The following is a 17,222-nucleotide window of genomic DNA, read 5'->3' on the forward strand; positions in this document are numbered from 1 at the left end:
TGTATCCGCCGCCGACGGGAAGTGAGAGGGTTGCCGTCTGTGGACGGGTGCGACAGAAGGAAACACAGAGATGGCATCAGCAAGCACACCGACACCGACGCCGACCGGGAACGAGCGACTCGCTCGACGCTTCCCGGAGGAAGTCGCGAGTGAGGGGAACATCGGCCTCGTCGACGAGATTTGCGCCGCGGACGTCCGCGACCACAGTCCGCTCGGCGAGGTCCGCGGACGCGACGAACTCAAAGCCCAGATTTCGGGGCTCAAAGCGTCGTTCAGCGACTTCTCGGCGACGGTCGAAGACACGGTTTCGGCGGGCGACACGGTCGCGATGCGCGTCACGCTCCGCGGGACCCACGACGGCGCGTTCATGGGCATCGAACCGACCGGGAAGTCCATCGAGGTGGGAAACATGGTGTTCACCCGCATCGAAGACGGCGTGATCGCCGAGCGGTGGGTCCAGCCGGACATGCTCGGCATGCTCACGCAACTCGGCGCTGTCGAACTCCCCGAGGCGTGACCGACGCCGAAGCCGATACCGTTTGCGCGACGAACGCACGGCTCGACGGATGAGAAGGAAGAGCGCGGACGACCGGGCACCCGCCCGCACTCCACGGACACTGGGGAAAAACCTCCCCGGTATACGCAACCCAAGTGCAGGTATCTACCTGCAGTAGACGCGTACTACCTCCACCGTTAAAACATTTTTCAAATGTCATATGATGCGTGTGCACTGAACGCACACCTCGGCGACCGGTCGGTCAGCCGTCGAACGTCGACAGTCGGCGGCGCTCCCGCGCGAGGATTCGCGCCCAGTAGTCGAACAGGGCGCTGTCGACGTCGTACACGTCGGCGATGCGGCGGACCCACTCGTCGTCCGAAAACAGCAGTCGCTGGAAGGTCCGCACGTCGGGGTCGAGTTCCGTCCGCCGGCCGGCGTAGTAGGCGACGGTCTGCTCGCGGGTTCGCTCGACCAAAAGCGGGGGGACGAAGATGCCCGACTCGCGGGCGACGTAGGCGAACCACTCCAGGTGGAGGACGGCGTCGGCGAGGACGAACCGCTCGGCGAAGCCGTCGACGTACGCCGTCGCGGGCCGGCCGTCGACGTACACGTCTTCCGGGCGGGAAAACCGCGGCACCGACAGGTGCGGGAGGTCGTCGGCGTACCGTTCGGCGACCCGCCGGAGCCGGAACTCGGCGTAGGCACACGGGGCCGCGAGGCCGAGTTCGTACCACAGCGGCATCCACTGGCAAAACGGGTCGCAGAACACCGCGTCGGCCAGCAGGTCGGCGGCGACGGAGCGGGCGAGGTCCGGGGGCAGGTCGGTCCGTCCCGCCCGCATGGCGTCCGTCGCGCGGACCACCCGCGACTCGAAGTCGCCGACGCGAAACCCCATGCCCGCCGCCACGTCGTGGACGTACTCGGCACCGATTCGGTACCAGTCGGCGAAGTCGGCGGGGCGGCGGAGTCGAAGGAGGCGCAGGACGGTCACAGGAAGAGTACAGGGGACGGCGGTTTGGCTCTATCCCCGTGGCGAGACGGCGAAAAAGGCGGCGGGGTCGACGGTCGATTCCCGCGGCGGCGACGGGCGGCGACGGGCGGCGGTCGCTCACTCCCGCCGGTCGAACGAGAGCGCGAGCGGCGTCGCGGTGCTCAGGTTGTCGCTGACCGGACAGCGCGCTTCGACCGCGGAGAGCCACGCGCCGATTGTCTCGGCGTCGGCGTCGACGTCGGCGGTGACCGCGACGCGAATCTCCTCGTAGCCGGCGCGGGCATCGTCGCGCTTGCCCATGAACTTCGCGGGGTCCAGGTCGCCCTCGATGGCGATTTCGAGGTCCCGAACGTCGAGGTCCATCTCGCGGGCGACGACGTGGGCCGTGACGTTCAGACAGCCGGCGAGCGCGCCGAGGACGTACTCGACGGGGTTCGGCCCGGCGTTCGCCCCGCCCAGCGATTCGGGCTCGTCGACGACGAACTCGAAGTCCCGGACGGAGACGCGGGTTTCGGTCGGCGATGCGGCCTCCGCGGCGACGGCGAAGGTCAGGGTCTGGCTCTGGGATTTCTCGGTGGACATACCTAGAGGGACGCACGGCGGAACGATAGCCACAGAAGGCGGTTCTCAACCGCTGAGAAGCGTGTCAACGACTGTCCGGGCCGGCGTCAATCGCGGCGGCGTCAGCGTCGTCGGCGGAGTCGGTATCGTCGGCGTCGTCTGCCAACACGTCGTCGAGTCCCCACTCCGACGCCCTCGCGCGGGCCTCCTCGCGGGCCTCGGACCGAATCTCCTCGATCGCGTCGGCGTCGGCGAGGAACGATTCGACCGCGCTCTGGTCGCGGCCCTCCTCGCGGCGGGCGTCGGGGGCGGCGTCGACGGTCTTCGCCGCCAATCGCTCGTCGCCGGCGAGGACGCGGGCCGGCTCGCCCGGCGGGACGCGGAACGCCTCGACCTCGTGGGCGTCCGCGAGGGCGTCGGCGTCGACGGCGTGGACCGCGGCGCGGGTCGGGCCGGTGACCGCGAACCCCTCCAGCCCGTCGCGGCCGCCGACCTCGCGCTCCGTGTCGTAGGCGAGGACGGGAACCCCGTCTTCGAAGGTGACGACGCCGCGGGTGGTCTCGCCGAGGAGGAGCGCGTCCTGCGGCTCGAAGACGACGTAGCCGGTGAGTTCCTCGTCGAGCACCGTCCGAAGCACCGCCGCCGCGTCGTCGACGACGCGCGACCGGCGGAGCTCGCCCCGTGGGATTCTCATATCCGCTCGGGGGACGACGGCGCTTTTGAACCGCTCTGCGACCTCGCGGCCGTCGCCGTCGCGCACGTCGAGGCGGGCGGCCGCCTCGCGGAAGGCGTCCGCGGCCGGGCCGTCGGGCGCGTGTTCGAGGAGGGGCTTGCCCTCGCGGCGGGCCGCGCGGACCGCGTCGCTCTCGGGGACCGACGCGAGCGTCTGCCCGCCGAAGTAGCGGCCGGCCTGCTCCGCGATTTTGTCGACGTTCTCGTCGGGGCGCACGCGGTTGAACACCACGCCCGCCGTGTCGGTGCCGTAGGAGTGGGCGTACTCCTGGACTTTCAGCCCGTCGGACAGCGACGGAACGGTGGGTTGGAGGACGACGACGATGCGGTCCGCGAGGACGACGGGGAGCACCGCGCTCTTCGAGCCGAGCGCGGCGGGCGAATCGAGGAGGAGCACGTCCGTGTCGGCGGCGAGCTCGGCGACCACGTCGCGGAGGCGACCGGGGTCCGCGGCCTCGAACGCCGCGAGGCTCGTCCCGCAGGGAACGACCGACATGCCGAACCGCTCGTACACCGCGTCGGACACCGCGGCGTCGCGCTCGTCGACGAGTAAGTCGTGGAGCGTCACGTCGGCGTCGTCCAATCCGGCGTGGAAAAGCAGGTTCGCCATGCCCGTGTCCGCGTCGATGACGGTCACGTCGTAGTCCTCGGCGAGCGCCATCCCCAGCGCGAGCGTACTCGTCGTCTTCCCGGTGCCGCCCTTCCCGCTGGCGACGGCGAACGCCTCGACCATGCCACCACGTCCCCGGTGATTTCGCATAAGTGTTCGGAACGGGTGTGGACGCGCGCCGACGAATATCGATCCAATCGGTAACAAAAATTAATATCTAGGACATCATGGTATGAGACGGGCACCGATGCTCCGAATCGTTATCCAATCGTTCGCTTTCGTAGTCGAGGACTCGACGTTCGCGGTGTACGCGACCCTCCTCACCATCGCGTTCGTCGTGTACCTGAATCGGTGACGTCGGCACGAAACGAGGCGTGCGAACGAGGTCCGCGGCCCCGGCGGGTCAGACCGCCTCGGCGAGCGCGTCGAGCAGGCGGTCGTTTTCGTCCGGGCGGCGGACGTTGATTCTGACGTGCGAGTCGAGCCGCCGGTAGTCGCGGGCGTCGCGGACGGCGAAGCCGCGCCGCCGAGTCTCGCGGAGCACGCGGTCGACGTCGGCGGCGCGGAACAACACGAGCGCGCCGTCGGCGGGGTGCGGGTCGTAGCCGAGCCGGTCCAGTTCCGCGAGTATCCGCGGGCGCTCCCGTTCGACCCGGTCGCGCGTCGCTTCGAGGAAGTCGTCCTGTTCGAGACAGAAGGTCGCCACCTCCACCGCCGGGGACGAAAGCACCCACGAACAGCGCGCCCTCGAGAGCCGGTCGCCGAGGTCGCCCGTCGCGGCCGCGAAGCCCGCGCGGAGCGAGGGGACGCCGAAGACATTCGTCACCGAGTGGAGCGCGATGACGCCGTCGAGGCCGGCCGTGCTCGGGAGGCGCGTGAAGCCGAGGTACGTCTCGTCGACGATGACGGGCGTGTCGGCCCGGCGGCAGTCGTCGATGAACGCCCGAAGTTCGGCTCTCGGATACGCCGTTCCGAGGGGGTTCGCGGGGTAGCTGAGAATCACCGTCGCGTGCTCGGCGGGGTCGACGCGCTCCAGGAGTCTGTCGTGCGGCACGTGCACCGGTTCACCGCCTTGGAGCCGGACTTCCCGTGCGTACTCGCCACAGCAGGGGGCCGGAAGCGCCACGCTGTCGCCCGGCGAGACGGTCACGCCCACCGCGAGTCGGAGCGCTTGGATGACGCCCGCGGCGGGAACGACCTCGTCGGGGTTACAGCCGACGAACGCCGCGGCGGCGACGCGGAACCGCGAGCAGTCGTCCAGCGAGTCCCGCCGCGCCGTGGAGAGCGCCGACTCGTAGACGCCGGCGAGACCGGACGGTCGCTCCGGGTTCGAGCCGGTGCTGAAATCGACGAGCGAGTGGTCGGCGGTCCCGCCGTGGGTCACGTGGTCGACGTCTGAAACGGAACCGGGGTCCATACCACCGTGCTAGCAACCGACCGTAATCAAAGCTTCTGCGGGAACCGTTTAGCTACCACCGAGGATTTCTCGGCCGAGCAGTCGTTTCACCGGAGTTCTCAAATCGGAGAGACGGTCGCCCGGTCGTCGGCGACGACGCCGTAGCGCGCCTCGCCGACGCCCCGCGGAATCGGCTCGGCGTCGTACCGCGAATCGAGGCTCGCGCGCACCGCGTCGCGGACGCAGACCCGCGCCGCGTTGCCGACCTCGGTGGCGCTCCCCGAGAACGTCACCGGGTCGCCGGCGGGGTCGCACGCGGCCACCACCGCGTCGGTCGTCGTCCCCGGCGCGCCGCAGTGCGCGAGGAGCGTCGCCGCCTTCGCCTCGGCGGCCACGGCGACGAGGTTCGGGAGCGCGCCCGGTTCGAGCGCCCGCGTCGTCCCGACGAAGACGTTGACCGTGCCGACCGGGTCGTCTCGGTCCTTTCGCTCCACTCGGCCGTCGCCGGCCGCCGCGTCCGAGGCTGGCGACGCGTCGCCCCCGCCGCTCGGGTCGTCGTCTATCGGGAGTTCCGCGGGGTTCGACACGCCCGCGGTGGCGACGACTTCGACCGGGCCGAACCGGGCGCGCCGGGCGTGTTCCTGCCCCACGCCCGTCAGGAGCGTCGGTCCGCGCTCGTCGAAGCCGGCCGCCGAGAGCCGTCGCTCGATATACGCGTCAAGGTCGGTCTCGGGCCAGCCCTCGGGGACGGTGACGTTGAACGCGGCGTCGGCCGGCGACTCGCCGCCGGCGTAGCCCGTCGAGAGCCACCGCGTGTTCGGTCGAACGAGCCGACAGACGCCGTCGCGGCGCGTCGCCTCAAACATCGGTGGCGACGGCGGCGAGCGCCCGGAGCAGTTCGTCGTTCTCGTCCGGGCGTTTCACCGCGACGCGGACGTGCGAGTCGAGCGTCGGAAACGTCGTCGCGTCCCGGACGGCGACGCCGTGGTCGCGGGCGGTCTCGACCACCGCGTCGACGTCGCGGTCGCCGACGTCCACGAGGAGAAACGGCGCGTCCGACGGGGAGACGTCGAAGGCCTCGGACAGCGTCTCCCGGAGTCGCTCGCGCTCGTCTGTGACGCGCGCTCGGGTGCGCGAGACGAACCCCTCGTCTCGCATGCAGTGCGCGCCGACGGCGGCCGCGGGCGTCGAGAGCGACCACGCCCGCCGGGCCACGGCGAGTCGGTCGCCGAGGTCGCCCGTCGCGGCCGCGAAGCCCGCGCGGATGCCCGGCAGACCGAACATCTTCGTCAGCGACCGGGCGACGACGACGCCGGGGTCCCCCGCGAGGCTCGGCTCGTCGGTGAAATCGAGGAACGCCTCGTCGACGACGAGGACCGTGTCGGCCTCGCGACAGCGCGCCGCGAACGCCCGGAGGTCGGACGCAGGTACGAGTTCGCCCGTCGGGTTGTTCGGGGTGCAGACGACCGCGACCGCGTGGCCCGCTGGGTCGGCGTCGAGGAGGTCGTCGTGGGCGACCGCCACCGGCTCCGCGCCCTGCAGGCGAATCTCGCGGTCGTACTCGCCGAAGCTCGGCTCGGGGACGAGCGCGGTGTCACCGGGCGCGAGCGTCACCTCGAACGCGAGTCGCAGGGCTTCGAGGCCGCCGGCGGTCGGCACGACCGACGCGGGGGCACAGCTGACGTAGTCGCCGGCGGCCGCCCGGAAGTCGGCGTAGTCGTCGTCGGGGTAGCGGGTCGCGGCGTCGAACGCCTCCCGATACACGGTTTCGACGCCGTCGGGGCGCTCGGGGTTGGTGTTCGCGCTGAAGTCGAGGACGGTCGGGTCGGTGGTCCCGCCGTGCGGGACGCGGCTCCCCGCCCGGACGGACTCAGGGTCCATCGTCGATATCGGCGTCAGCGCCGCCGGCGTCGGCCGCCGCGGTCCCGGTCTCGACCGCTTCGGGGTCCAGCGTCGAGAGCACGTCGAGCGTGGCCGCCTCCACGTCGTCGAGGACGCCCATCCGGTCGGCGAGCATGAGCGCGCCGCCCATGCCCGCGCCCTCCTTGGCCTCGCCCGCGTCGTAGCGGTCCAGCGGGTGCGTCTCGAAGCCGGGGTCGGTGACGGTCAGTTCGAGGTCGAACGCCTCGGCGGCGTCGGCCAACTCGGGCACGTCCTCGGCGAGGTACGAGGTGGTGGCGAGCGTCAGGCCGCCGTTCGCGCCGGCGTGTCGGGCGAGCGCGGCGGCCGCGAGCAGTTGCGTCCCGCCGCCGAGTATCACGTCGATGCCGTTTTCGAGCGCGCCGACGGTGAGGCCGGCGACGACCGGAAGCACCGGGTCGCCGAGGTAGCGGGCGGCGCGCCGGGGCTTGTGAGCCGCGAAGCCGGGTTCGACGTCGCTGGCCTCGAACGCCTCCGCGACGACCTCCTCTTTCAGGCTCGTCGGGTTGTCTGGGAGCGACGACGAGACGGGGAACTCCTCGCCGAGCGCGCGGAACACGGCGAGCGCGGTGGTCGTCCCGCCGGGGACGGTCTCGCCGATGACGAGTTCGTCCTCGGGGAGCGCGAGGCCCATCCGCCGGGCCGCCTCGAACGCGCCGGGGGCGGTCGGGACCGGCTCGCTCTCGCGGATGTCGCGGCCGGGGCGCGCGCCCACGTCGATGGTCGGCGCGGCGCTCGGCTTGGCGAGGCCGGCGTCCACGGTGAGCACGTCGAAGCCGGTGAGTTGCTTGACGGCGCGGGTGACGGCCGCGGGCGTCGGACAGCCCGTCGGACTGACCGGCGTCACCGGCGAGCGGACGGGCTCGCCGTACTCGATGATTTCGGCGTCGGCGCTCGGGGTATGGCCGACGAGCGACGGGTCCGCGCCGGCGGCGCTGATGCCGGGAATCTTCGCCGTCTCGGTCGTGCCGGCGACGAGGACTACTCGCATCGGTCCTCCGCGAGCGCGATGTCTGTCGGACGGTTCACGTTGAGTGCGAGTCGGGTATCTGTGGAGAGGTACATGGTCGGGTGAGTGTCAGTGTCGCTGTCGGTGTCAGTGTCGCTGTCGGTGTCAGTGTCTGTGCCGGAGTCCGTGTCGCTGTCGGTTCCGGCCGTCGTCTCGGCGTCGGTGTCGGCTGTCGAGTCCGCGGTCGCGGGGCCGACGACGCCCAGTCCGGTCGGGCAGACGGCGGTCCCCTCGTGGTCGAAGACGAGCGCGTCGTCTATGCTGGCTCCGAGGTCGCGCTTCAGTTCGACGGGGACGCACGCGGTGGCGGCCCCGCCGTCGGCGGCCGAAACGACCGCGTCGACGTGTTCGGGAGCGACGAGCGGCAGGTCGGAAACGACGGTGACGACCGGCCGGGAGACGCGGTCCAGCGCGAAGTCGAGGTCGGAGACGTAGCCGTCGCCGGGGGCCTCGATGGGGTCGAGACCGAGGTCGGCGGCTCGCTCGCGGGTGTTCGGCGTGTGCGGCGAGGTGACCGCACGGACGGTCTCGACCGACGAGTCGCGGAGCGCCGCGGCGACCCGGTCGAGCATGGGCCGCCCGCAGATTTCCACGAGCGGCTTTTCGACCGGCGCGTCGAGGCGGGTGCCGCGGCCGCCGCACATCACGAGAGCGTCCACGTCACCACCCCCACGTGGACGGCCGCGGCGCGGGCCAGTTCGTTCGTCGCGCCGAGCAGGTCGCCCGAGACGCCGCCGAGTCGGGCGCGCCCCCACGAGCGGACGAGGAGCGCGACGACCGGCCCACAGCAGAGCGCCGCGACGACGGCGGGGCCGCCGGTGACCGGCGCGAGCGCGACGACCGGGAGACAGGCCACGGCGACCGCGAGGAGCCCCGACGGGCTGTTCTCGCCGACGAGCGCCGAGCCGAGTCCCTCGTGGGCGGGCGCGCCGAGACAGACCAGCGTCGCCATGCCGGCTTTCGCGCCGACCTCGGCGGCGAGGGCGATTGCGACGGCGGCCGTGAGGCCGACGCGACCCCCCGCGCCCGCGAGGCCGAACGCGCCGAGCGCGAGGACGACGAGCGTCAGCCCGAACGCGAGCAGGCCGCCGACCCCCGTCTGCGAGTCTTTCAGGACCGACAGCCGGCGGTCGGCGTCGCCGTGGACAACCGCGGCGTCGCCGAGGTCCGCGAGGCCGTCGGCGTGGGTGACGCCCGTCACGAGATACAGCGTCACGAGGTACAGCGCGGCCGCGGTCGGTATGGGCAGGGGAAGCAACAACGGGAGCGCGGCCAGCGCGCCGACGACGTAGCCGGCGAGCGGAAACGCCACGGGCGCGCGCCTGAAGGCGTCCCAGTTGGACTCGTCGCCGCCGACCGGGAGGCGGGTGAGAAAGCCGAGCGCGCCGCGGAGCGCGGTCAGAACCACGCCGCCACCCCCGCGACGGCGAACGCGAGGAGGCCGGCCCGCGAGACGAGTCGGACGCCCCGCGCGGCGGTCGCCGCGTCGGGTGCCTCCGGCCCCCCGTCAAGCAGGTAGTGACCGGGCTTTTCGAGTCGCGTCTCAAGGAGGACCGCGAGCGTCGCCATCGGCCACCCCGAGTTGGGCGACGACGGGCGGCGCGCCAACTCGCCGACTCGCGTCACCGTGGCCGGCGCACCCGCGACGACGGCCAGTAAGACCGCCGAGACGCGCGCCGGGACCCACATCACCGCGTCGTCGAGGCGGGCCGGAACGCGGCCGACCGGCTTGTGTCGGTAACCGAGCATCGAATCGAGCGTGTTGACGCCCTTCACCCACGCGGCCGCGCCGACCGCGAGCGCGAGCGAGACGGGCGCGAGGAGCGCAAACGCGAGCAACGGCGCGACGAGGCCGTCGGCGAGGTTCTCCGCGGCGCTCTCGACGGCGGCGCTCCGGATGTCGGCCGCCGAGAGCGACGACGGGTCGCGCCCGGCCAGCGCCCGGAGTTCGTACCGGGCCGCGTCGAGGTCTGACTCATCGGCGGTCGCCGAGACGACCGCCTCGGCGGCGTCGAGGAGCATCCGAAGGCTGGTGGTCGAAAACAGCGCGAGGGCGGCGACGGCCGCGCCGAGCCACGGCGAGGCGAGCGTCGCGGCCCACGTCGCACCCGCGGCGACGCCCGCGGCGAGCGCCGGAAGCGCGACCGCGGCGACCCCGCCGACCAGCGTCGGACGGGACCACTCGCGGTCGACGGGCGAGACGAGTCGGCCGAACAGCGCGACCGGGTGGATACGTGCTGGGGGTTCGGCGAAGCCCTTGTCCAGCGCCGCGGCGGCGACGACGGCGGCCGCGGCGGTCACGGGCACGGGTCCTCCCCGGCGCGCAACCTCGCCGCGACCGATTCGAGCGTCGTCTCCCGGAGGTTCACGAAGCGGCCGCCGACCGCCTCGACGCCGCCGTCAGCGTCCGGGTCGTCGCCGACGTGGACCAATTCGGCCGCGTCGACGTCGAGACCGCGGGCGGCCGCCGCGAACGCCTGCCGGTGGGGTTTCCGCCAGCCGCAGGCGACGCTCGTCGTGACGTCGTCGAAGCCGCGCCGGTCGAGGTCCGACCGGATGAGCGTCCGAGCGACGAGTTCGGGAACGGAACAGTTCGAGAGGAGGCCGACCGCGCCGGCCTCGCGGGCCGCGGCGACTGCCTCGACCGCGCCGGGACGAGTGGTCACCTCGGGGTCGAACGCCGTGACGACTGCGCGTCGGGCGGCGTTGTCAGGCGAGTCGACGCCCCGGGAGCGGAGCGCCGCGGCGACGTGGGCCGGAAGCGGGACTTCCGCGCCCTCGGGCGCGTCGATGTGGACCTCGCGGTAGGCGTCGTCCCAGTCGTCGGGGACGGCGACGCCGTACTCGCGGAGCGCGTCTGCGACCGCCGCGCCGGGGTCTGACGGGTACTCGGCGTCGACGAGCGTGCCGAAGAGGTCGAACGTGACTGCCACTAGAATTTCATTGGCGAAACTGTACTTGAATATAGCGAAGCGGGGGATCCCCGCGGCCTCGCGTCACCAGCGGTGGAACATCACCACCGGTGGTGGACGTGTTCGCGCGCGTACGAGTCGTAGACCTCCTCGACGCGCTGGAACTGGTCGGCCGACAGCGGCGGGAGCGACGCGGCGGCGACGTTGTCGCGGATGTGTGCCGGCGTCTTCGACCCGGGGATGACGGTGCTCACGGCGTCGAACGAGAGAATCCAGCGGAGCGTGAACTGCGCGAGAGACACCCCCTCGGGGACGACCTCCTGTATCGCGTCCGCGGCGGCGAGGCCGTCTTCGAACGGGATTCCGGCGAACGTCTCGCCCACGTCGAACGCCTCGCCGTGTCGGTTGAAGTTCCGGTGGTCGTCCTCGCCGAACTCGGCGTCTTCGGAGAGGGCACCGGTGAGCAGTCCCGACGCGAGCGGGACGCGGACGATGACGCCGACGTTCCGGCGCTCCGCCTCCCGGAAGAACAGTTCCGCGGGTCGCTGTCGAAGCGGATTGAAGATAATCTGGACCGTCTCCACGCCGTCGTACTCGATGGCCTTGAGCCCGTCTTCGACCTTCTCGACGCTCACGCCGTAGTGGTCTATCTTCCCGGCGTCGCGGAGCTCGGAGAGCGCGTCGAACACCTCGGGTCGGTAGTACACGTCCCGCGGCGGGCAGTGAAGCTGGACGAGGTCGAGCGAGTCGACGCCAAGGTTGTCCCGGCTTCGGTCCACGAACCGCTCGAGGTTCTCGCGGTTGTAGCCGTCGGCCTCGTGCGGGTCGAGCCGACGCCCCGCCTTGGTGGCGACGACCACGTCGTCGTCGCGGTCGGCGAGCGCGTCGCCGATGCGGCGCTCGCTGTCGCCGTCGCCGTACACGTCCGCGGTGTCGAGGAAGTTAATGCCCGCGTCGAGCGCGGCCTCGATGGCGTCATACGCCTCGTCGTCGGTCACCGAGCCCCAACTGCCGCCGAGTTGCCACGTCCCCAGCGCGATTTCAGAAACGTCGAATCCGGTCGTGCCGAGCGGTCGAGAATCCATACTGTTCGCTTCCGAACAGACGGGGGTAAATCACGGGGTCGCGGCGAGATATACTCCGATTGTTCGTGAGGGTCTACGTAAACGGGACAGAGGACGCTACAGGTCAGAGTCGACGACGGTCCACCTCCCCGATTTGAACTCACTCGCAACGCTCCGCGTTGCTCGCTGTTCAAATCGGGTCGAGACGTCCTTCACATTCGACACCGCTCGCTACGCTCGCGGGTGTTGAAGTTCAGTCCGCTCTCCCCGATTTGAACGGGGGACAAGCCGATCTACAGTCGGCTGCTCTGCCAGGCTGAGCTAAGAGCGGTCACCGATTCGTATCCGGTCGACGCGTTTAACCATTATCATTCTCGCCGCCGCGTGTGCTGTGTGTCAGACAGGTGCGAACATTGATATGGTGCCGAGATAATCCCGGAGTAATGAGTAAAATCACGTTCCGCGCCGACGACGCCCTCGTCGAGCGCCTGGACCGCCTCGACACCTCGAAAAGCGAGGTGATGCGCGAGGCGCTCCGTCAGTACCTCGACGAACTGGAACGTGACGACGCCCCGGACGACGCGTCCGACACCGCCGCCGGAGACGACAGGCTGGACGGTGCGCTTTCGGCGCGGGTCGAGGAGCTCGTCGACGACCGACTGGACGAACGCCTCCCGACGCTCGTGGAGGAAGCCGCGGCGGCCCGCGAGGCCGAGCGTCCGACGCCGTCGGGGTTGAACGTCAACATCAACGTCGATGGTTCGGGCGACGAATCCCGCGTAAACGCGGCTGTCGAGGGCGAATCGGGGGCGAATACGGTTCGTAAGACACGGGAAGAACTGGAGTCCCCAGACGCGGGCGACTCCGAGATGAGCTGTGGCCAATGTGGCGAATCCGTGGGTCCGGACCACGTGTACTGCCCGAACTGCGGCGAGAAGACGTCCCACCGCGTGTTCTGCGAGTGCGGCGACGAACTCCGGTCCGACTGGGCGTTCTGCCCCGATTGCGGGCGTCGGACACCCGCGGCCGACGTTCTGGAACAAGCATAACCGGCGATTAAAGCCCCCTATACAGGATATTCAGCCCCTGTCTTACAACCGCCGTTACATTTATATTCTATCCCTCTGTGGTGATTATCGCGTAAGACGGTTGTCTTACAGCCGCCCGACGGCGGCCCGAAACCCGGCGTCGTCCGTCGGTTTCCGGGTGTAAGACACACGCACACGAGTGCGGCGCGCCGTCTTACCGGGGGAATGTAAACATGGAGCGTGTGACACTACGAATTCCGAAGCAGCAGATCGAGGAGGTCGAGCGGATGGTCGAGACGGGAGAGTTCCCGAACCGATCCGAAGCCATCCGTTCCGCCGTTCGCGAGATGCTCAATGAACAGACGACTGACAAGCGACAGCGCGAATCTACCAGCAAGCGCGGCTGGGCAAAGGTGTAACTATGCAGGATATCGTTCGCGAGGCGATGGAACGGGACGAGGCCGAGCGCAAGACGCAGTCGTCGCTCGACGACAGCGACGACCAGTTCGGTGACCCGCGAATCGTCATCGTCGGCGCTGGTGGCGCCGGCAACAACACCATCAACCGCCTGTACAACATCGGTGTCGAAGGGGCCGACACGGTCGCCATCAACACCGACAAGCAACACCTGAAGATGATCGAAGCGGACACGAAAATCCTCGTCGGGAAGTCCCTGACGCAGGGTCTCGGTGCCGGTGGTGACCCGTCGATGGGTGAGCGCGCGACCGAGATGGCACAGGGCACGATCAAGGACGTGCTCGGCGACGCCGACCTCGTGTTCGTCACCGCGGGGATGGGCGGCGGCACCGGGACCGGTGCGGCCCCCGTCGTCGCGAAGATCGCAAAGGAGCAGGGCGCAATCGTCGTGGGCATGGTCTCGACCCCGTTCAACGTCGAGCGCGCCCGCACGGTCAAGGCCGAGGAGGGGCTCGAAAACCTCCGCAACGAGGCCGACTCCATCATCGTGCTGGACAACAACCGCCTCCTCGATTACGTCCCGAACCTGCCTATCGGCAAGGCGTTCTCGGTCATGGACCAGATCATCGCCGAGACCGTCAAGGGCATCTCGGAGACCATCACCCAGCCGTCCCTCATCAACCTCGACTACGCCGACATGTCGACTATCATGAATCAGGGCGGCGTCGCGGTGATGCTCGTCGGCGAGACCCAAGACAAGAACAAGACCCAAGAGGTGGTCAACGACGCGATGAACCACCCGCTTCTCGACGTGGACTACCGCGGTGCGTCCGGCGGTCTCGTCCACATCACGGGCGGCCCCGACCTCACCCTGAAGGAGGCCGAGGGAATCGCGAGCAACATCACCGAACGGCTGGAAGCCGCCGCGAACGTCATCTGGGGCGCTCGCATTCAGGACGAGTACAAGGGGAAAGTCCGCGTCATGGCCATCATGACGGGCGTCCAGTCCGCGCAGGTCCTCGGCCCGACGACGCAGAAGCAGGCCGACAAGTCGCGCCAGAGCATCCAGTCGCGCGAGTCACAGCAACAGCACTCGGGTTCGGGTTCGGAGTTCGATAGCTCGGAGCGAGCCCAGACGGCCCAGAGCGGCACGTGGTCCGACGGCGGCCGCGACGAAGTCGAGAAGAACAACGGTCTCGACGTCATCCGCTAACGCCCTGTCGGACCCGCTCGGACGCCGCCGCGCCCGTCGGGTTTCGTGGGTTCTTTTTCGCAAACGACGTTTTCCGCCCCGCGAGCGTCGCCGCCGATTCGGTCGACGCGACCGCACTCGGTTCTGTCTGACCCGTAAGACGCGTCCCAAAACGAGTTCCGTGCGGTTCCGTAGCCGCTCAGACCGCCTCTATCGACTCGATGAGCCGGCACTTCCGACAGACGTCACCGGCGGTTTTCGACCCACAGCGCTCGCAGTCGTTGAGGTCGACGCGGCCCTCGCCGCGGTACTCGCGGGCGGTCAACTCGGCCAACTCCTCGTAGCCGGCCATAATCGAGTGGCGGGTGCCGGGGTGGTTCTCTTCGAGTTTCAACAGCAACTGCTGAATCTCGGCGCGGTAGGCCTCCGAGGAATGGGGGCACTCGGTGATGTGCGCGGGGAGGTCCTTCAGGTGGGCGTAGAGCGCGACCTCCTTTTCGGGCACGTCGCGCAACGGCTTGGCCCGCGGGATGAACTCGCCGGCGTCGCGGCGCTTCTCGAAGTCGCCGATGCTGGCGTCGAAATGCTTTGCGACCTGCTTGAGGTCGCCCTCGAAGAAGTTCATGAGCGCCGTCTGCGCCTCGTCGTCGAGGTTGTGTCCCGTGAGCAGTTTGTCCGCGCCGAGGTCGTCGGCGAAGCGTTCGAGCAGGTCGCGGCGGAACACCCCGCAGTAGGCGCAGGCGGCCATGTTCTCGGGGTCCTTCTCGACCACGTCGTCCATCTGGACGCCGAACTCGTCCTCGTAGGAGACCAGTTCGTGGTGGATGTCGAGGTCCTCGGCGAGTTCGACGCAGGCGTCGACGGACTTGTCGCGGTAGCCCTCGATGCCCTCGTGGATGGTGAGGGCGACGAGTTCGATGCGCGGGTCGCGCCCGAACGTGTCGTCGAGGATGTGTGTGAGAACGACGCTGTCTTTGCCGCCGGACAGCCCGATGACCCACGTCTGGGGGTTCTCGGGGCTGGCATCGCGGGGGAGCATGTTGTCCTCGCGGATGCGGCGGCGAACGCGTTTCTCGACCGAGGCGCAGAGGTGGTCGTCGCAGAGGTGGGCCCCGGAGTAGGCCGCGTGCATCACCGCGTCGCGGCCGCACTTGTCGCACTCCATTGCCGGTCGCTTGCCCGGCAGGAGGGATACGGGTTTCGCCTCGGGGCGACTGCCGTCGGACGCCCGACCGGCGACCGGCAACCGGCGACCCGACCGCGCTCGGTCGCAACCGGTTTGGCCCTCCGACCCCCACGGACAGTCGATGGACAGAGACGCCGCCCTCGACCGCGTTGCCGCCGTCGTCGACGCCGTCGAGTCCGAGACGCTCCCCGTCCCGGTCCGCGAGGTGTGGGTCTACGGCGACGTGGCGCTCGGCCTCGACCCCCTCGACCGACTCGACGTGTACGTGACGAAAGACATCCTCCTCCGCGGCGACCCCGACGCGGCCGAGTCGTTCGAGCGGTCCCACGGCGTGAAGGGCGTCGGCAAGAGCGTCCGCGCCGAGTGGGCGCGCGAGCATCCCGACCTGTTGCGAGCCAACGCGAACGGCTACGCCGCCCCCGAGAAGTGCCTCGCCGCACACCTGCTCCCGGACGACGACGAACCGGTCCACCTCGAAGTGTGCAACGCCTCCTTCGAGGACAACGTCACCCAGCGGCTGAAGGGCGCGGTCGAACGCGAGGCCTACGAGCAGATTCTCGACCCCCGCGGCGTCTGCCTCTACGCCGACGGCCAGCGCTCGTCGGACGCGATGTCGAAACTCCGAAACGGCGAGTTCGCCTTCCCGACGCTCTCGGGCGCGCTGGAGATGCTCGGACTGGAGGGAGACGAGGCCGAGACGGCCGTCGAGGCGATGCGAGCCTACCGGGCCGACCAGACCGGCACGTCGGTCCGCGGCGACGTGGTCTGAGGGCGGAGCCGAATCGAGGCCGGACCGAGTCGGGGGCGACCGGCTACCAGTCGCGGTCGTCGGCGCGGTCGGTCTCGCGGCCGCGCGCCTCGTTGTAGCGCATCCCCTCGTCGCGTGCGCGACGCTCCGCCTCGTCGCGGCTCATCGTCGGCGGGTCCCGCGTCTCGTCTCGAATCGCGGCGTAGAGGGCGACTGCGGCACCGATGCTGAGGAGGACGAAGAGGAGGAACACGAGACCACCGGCGGGCATACGCTCACCAGCGGGCGCGAGAAAGGAAGTGGTTTCGGAGGTACATTTTTTACGGGGGTAGTTCAACGGTTCAACATGAGCCCTCCACCAAGCGCCGACCGAGACGGCTGTCCGAAATGCGGTCACTCCGAGACCGAAATCGACTCCATCGCAACCACGGGAAGCGGCCTCTCGAAGATGTTCGACATCCAGAACCGCCAGTTCACCGTCGTCTCGTGTGCGAACTGCGGCTACTCGGAACTCTACCGCGGCAAGTCGAACGGGAACTTCGTCGACCTGTTCCTCGGCTGAGCGCCCGCGAACCGCCGCTTACGACTCAGCGCCACCGTCCGCGGACATCCATTTTTCGCCCCACTCGTAGATGTCGTCGAACGCCGGGAGCAGTTCCTCGCCCTTCTGTGTGAGCGAGTAGTACACCGCGATGGGACTGCCGTCTTCGACCTCGCGGTCGACGTAGCCCAACTCTTGGAGGTCGTCCAGCACGCGCGAGAGCGTCTGGGAGTTCGCACCCGTCGCGCGCTTGAGTTCGTTGAACCGGAGGTCGCCCTCGCGCAGGACGTGGATGACCGTCATCCGCCACCGCGACCCGATCTCTTCGAGCGTCTTGATGACCGGACACTGTTCGTACTTCGTCTCGAGGTTCTGGTGCGGTGACATCGGCGTGACCTACTCACACCGAGGTTCGC

At 69.6% G+C, this 17,222-nt stretch carries 21 protein-coding genes, 1 tRNA gene and 2 pseudogenes; 7 read left to right on the forward strand and 17 right to left on the reverse strand.

Going from position 1 to position 17,222, the window contains the following annotated elements; translation table 11 throughout:
• Positions 1-70 precede the first annotated feature (70 nt).
• A complete protein-coding gene (locus C441_RS08960; RefSeq protein WP_007274815.1) occupies positions 71-517 on the forward strand; it encodes an ester cyclase in 447 nt (148 codons plus the stop codon).
• Positions 518-758: 241 nt separating this feature from the next.
• Here the strand turns inward: C441_RS08960 and C441_RS08965 are convergent, their stop codons facing one another.
• From C441_RS08965 to C441_RS20130, 4 genes and pseudogenes are all read right to left on the reverse strand, one after another.
• Positions 759-1,490, reverse strand: a complete 732-nt coding sequence (locus tag C441_RS08965) for a hypothetical protein (RefSeq protein WP_007274816.1) — start codon at positions 1,488-1,490, stop codon at positions 759-761.
• Positions 1,491-1,607: 117 nt separating this feature from the next.
• Positions 1,608-2,072 carry an OsmC family protein gene (locus tag C441_RS08970; RefSeq protein WP_007274817.1) on the reverse strand — a complete coding sequence of 155 codons (465 nt, stop codon included), beginning with the start codon at positions 2,070-2,072 and terminating at the stop codon, positions 1,608-1,610.
• A gap of 64 nt (positions 2,073-2,136) precedes the next feature.
• Positions 2,137-2,745 carry a hypothetical protein gene (locus tag C441_RS20125; protein ID WP_049920536.1) on the reverse strand — a complete coding sequence of 203 codons (609 nt, stop codon included), beginning with the start codon at positions 2,743-2,745 and terminating at the stop codon, positions 2,137-2,139.
• A 9-nt stretch (positions 2,746-2,754) separates the two neighbouring features.
• Positions 2,755-3,516 (reverse strand): annotated as a pseudogene (locus C441_RS20130) (nucleotide-binding protein); the annotation flags it as partial.
• 109 nt (positions 3,517-3,625) lie between these two features.
• Between C441_RS20130 and C441_RS20515 the strand changes: the two are divergent.
• A complete protein-coding gene (locus tag C441_RS20515) occupies positions 3,626-3,748 on the forward strand; it encodes a hypothetical protein (protein ID WP_275040267.1) in 123 nt (40 codons plus the stop codon).
• Positions 3,749-3,796: 48 nt separating this feature from the next.
• Here C441_RS20515 and C441_RS08985 read toward each other — a convergent pair whose 3' ends face one another.
• The 10 genes from C441_RS08985 to C441_RS09030 form a co-directional block, all read right to left on the reverse strand.
• The gene (locus C441_RS08985) at positions 3,797-4,810 is read right to left on the reverse strand and encodes a pyridoxal phosphate-dependent aminotransferase (protein ID WP_007274820.1); all 1,014 of its coding nucleotides are present in this window, start codon (positions 4,808-4,810) and stop codon (positions 3,797-3,799) included.
• A 98-nt stretch (positions 4,811-4,908) separates the two neighbouring features.
• Positions 4,909-5,655, reverse strand: a complete 747-nt coding sequence (locus tag C441_RS08990) for an adenosylcobinamide amidohydrolase (RefSeq protein WP_007274821.1) — start codon at positions 5,653-5,655, stop codon at positions 4,909-4,911.
• Positions 5,648-6,670, reverse strand: a complete 1,023-nt coding sequence (gene cobD, locus C441_RS08995; protein ID WP_007274822.1) for a threonine-phosphate decarboxylase CobD — start codon at positions 6,668-6,670, stop codon at positions 5,648-5,650. The genes C441_RS08990 and cobD overlap by 8 nt, the downstream gene beginning before the upstream one ends.
• The gene (locus tag C441_RS09000) at positions 6,660-7,700 is read right to left on the reverse strand and encodes a nicotinate-nucleotide--dimethylbenzimidazole phosphoribosyltransferase (RefSeq protein ID WP_007274823.1); all 1,041 of its coding nucleotides are present in this window, start codon (positions 7,698-7,700) and stop codon (positions 6,660-6,662) included. Before C441_RS09000 ends, cobD begins: the two co-directional genes overlap by 11 nt.
• Positions 7,691-8,362, reverse strand: a complete 672-nt coding sequence (locus C441_RS09005) for a GTP--adenosylcobinamide-phosphate guanylyltransferase (RefSeq protein WP_007274824.1) — start codon at positions 8,360-8,362, stop codon at positions 7,691-7,693. The genes C441_RS09000 and C441_RS09005 overlap by 10 nt, the downstream gene beginning before the upstream one ends.
• Positions 8,362-9,126 (reverse strand): adenosylcobinamide-GDP ribazoletransferase, encoded by a 765-nt coding sequence (cobS, locus tag C441_RS09010; protein WP_007274825.1) that lies wholly within the window; start codon positions 9,124-9,126, stop codon positions 8,362-8,364. Before cobS ends, C441_RS09005 begins: the two co-directional genes overlap by 1 nt.
• Entirely contained in the window at positions 9,117-10,025 is a 909-nt protein-coding gene (locus tag C441_RS09015; RefSeq protein WP_007274826.1) for a CobD/CbiB family cobalamin biosynthesis protein, read from the reverse strand. Before C441_RS09015 ends, cobS begins: the two co-directional genes overlap by 10 nt.
• Positions 10,016-10,651 carry an HAD family hydrolase gene (locus C441_RS09020; RefSeq protein ID WP_007274827.1) on the reverse strand — a complete coding sequence of 212 codons (636 nt, stop codon included), beginning with the start codon at positions 10,649-10,651 and terminating at the stop codon, positions 10,016-10,018. The genes C441_RS09015 and C441_RS09020 overlap by 10 nt, the downstream gene beginning before the upstream one ends.
• An 80-nt stretch (positions 10,652-10,731) precedes the next feature.
• A complete protein-coding gene (locus C441_RS09025; RefSeq protein ID WP_007274828.1) occupies positions 10,732-11,715 on the reverse strand; it encodes an aldo/keto reductase in 984 nt (327 codons plus the stop codon).
• 236 nt (positions 11,716-11,951) lie between these two features.
• Positions 11,952-12,025 (reverse strand) — tRNA-Tyr (locus C441_RS09030).
• 112 nt (positions 12,026-12,137) lie between these two features.
• On the opposite strand from C441_RS09030, the gene C441_RS09035 reads away from it, so the two are divergent.
• The 3 genes from C441_RS09035 to ftsZ all read left to right on the forward strand — a co-directional run bounded on the left by C441_RS09035 (position 12,138) and on the right by ftsZ (position 14,352).
• The gene (locus C441_RS09035) at positions 12,138-12,743 is read left to right on the forward strand and encodes a double zinc ribbon domain-containing protein (protein WP_007274829.1); all 606 of its coding nucleotides are present in this window, start codon (positions 12,138-12,140) and stop codon (positions 12,741-12,743) included.
• Between the two features lie 212 nt (positions 12,744-12,955).
• A complete protein-coding gene (locus tag C441_RS09040; protein WP_004970382.1) occupies positions 12,956-13,141 on the forward strand; it encodes a ribbon-helix-helix domain-containing protein in 186 nt (61 codons plus the stop codon).
• 2 nt (positions 13,142-13,143) lie between these two features.
• Entirely contained in the window at positions 13,144-14,352 is a 1,209-nt protein-coding gene (gene ftsZ, locus C441_RS09045) for a cell division protein FtsZ (protein ID WP_007274830.1), read from the forward strand.
• Positions 14,353-14,530: 178 nt separating this feature from the next.
• Here the strand turns inward: ftsZ and ncsA are convergent, their stop codons facing one another.
• Positions 14,531-15,496: a tRNA 2-thiolation protein NcsA gene (ncsA, locus tag C441_RS09050; RefSeq protein ID WP_007274831.1), complete on the reverse strand. Its 966-nt coding sequence runs from the start codon at positions 15,494-15,496 to the stop codon at positions 14,531-14,533.
• Between the two features lie 142 nt (positions 15,497-15,638).
• On the opposite strand from ncsA, the gene C441_RS09055 reads away from it, so the two are divergent.
• Complete coding sequence (locus C441_RS09055) at positions 15,639-16,286, forward strand: DUF7095 family protein (protein WP_007274832.1); 648 nt, start codon at positions 15,639-15,641, stop codon at positions 16,284-16,286.
• A gap of 64 nt (positions 16,287-16,350) precedes the next feature.
• Here the strand turns inward: C441_RS09055 and C441_RS09060 are convergent.
• Positions 16,351-16,536 (reverse strand): annotated as a pseudogene (locus tag C441_RS09060) (hypothetical protein); the annotation flags it as partial.
• 75 nt (positions 16,537-16,611) lie between these two features.
• Here C441_RS09060 and C441_RS09065 point away from each other — a divergent pair.
• The gene (locus tag C441_RS09065; RefSeq protein ID WP_007274834.1) at positions 16,612-16,827 is read left to right on the forward strand and encodes a zinc ribbon domain-containing protein; all 216 of its coding nucleotides are present in this window, start codon (positions 16,612-16,614) and stop codon (positions 16,825-16,827) included.
• A gap of 18 nt (positions 16,828-16,845) precedes the next feature.
• Here the strand turns inward: C441_RS09065 and C441_RS09070 are convergent, their stop codons facing one another.
• Positions 16,846-17,193: a winged helix-turn-helix transcriptional regulator gene (locus C441_RS09070; protein ID WP_007274835.1), complete on the reverse strand. Its 348-nt coding sequence runs from the start codon at positions 17,191-17,193 to the stop codon at positions 16,846-16,848.
• Positions 17,194-17,222: the final 29 nt, after the last annotated feature.

It is taken from the genome of Haloferax sulfurifontis ATCC BAA-897 (genome assembly GCF_000337835.1).
Lineage (GTDB): Archaea > Halobacteriota > Halobacteria > Halobacteriales > Haloferacaceae > Haloferax > Haloferax denitrificans.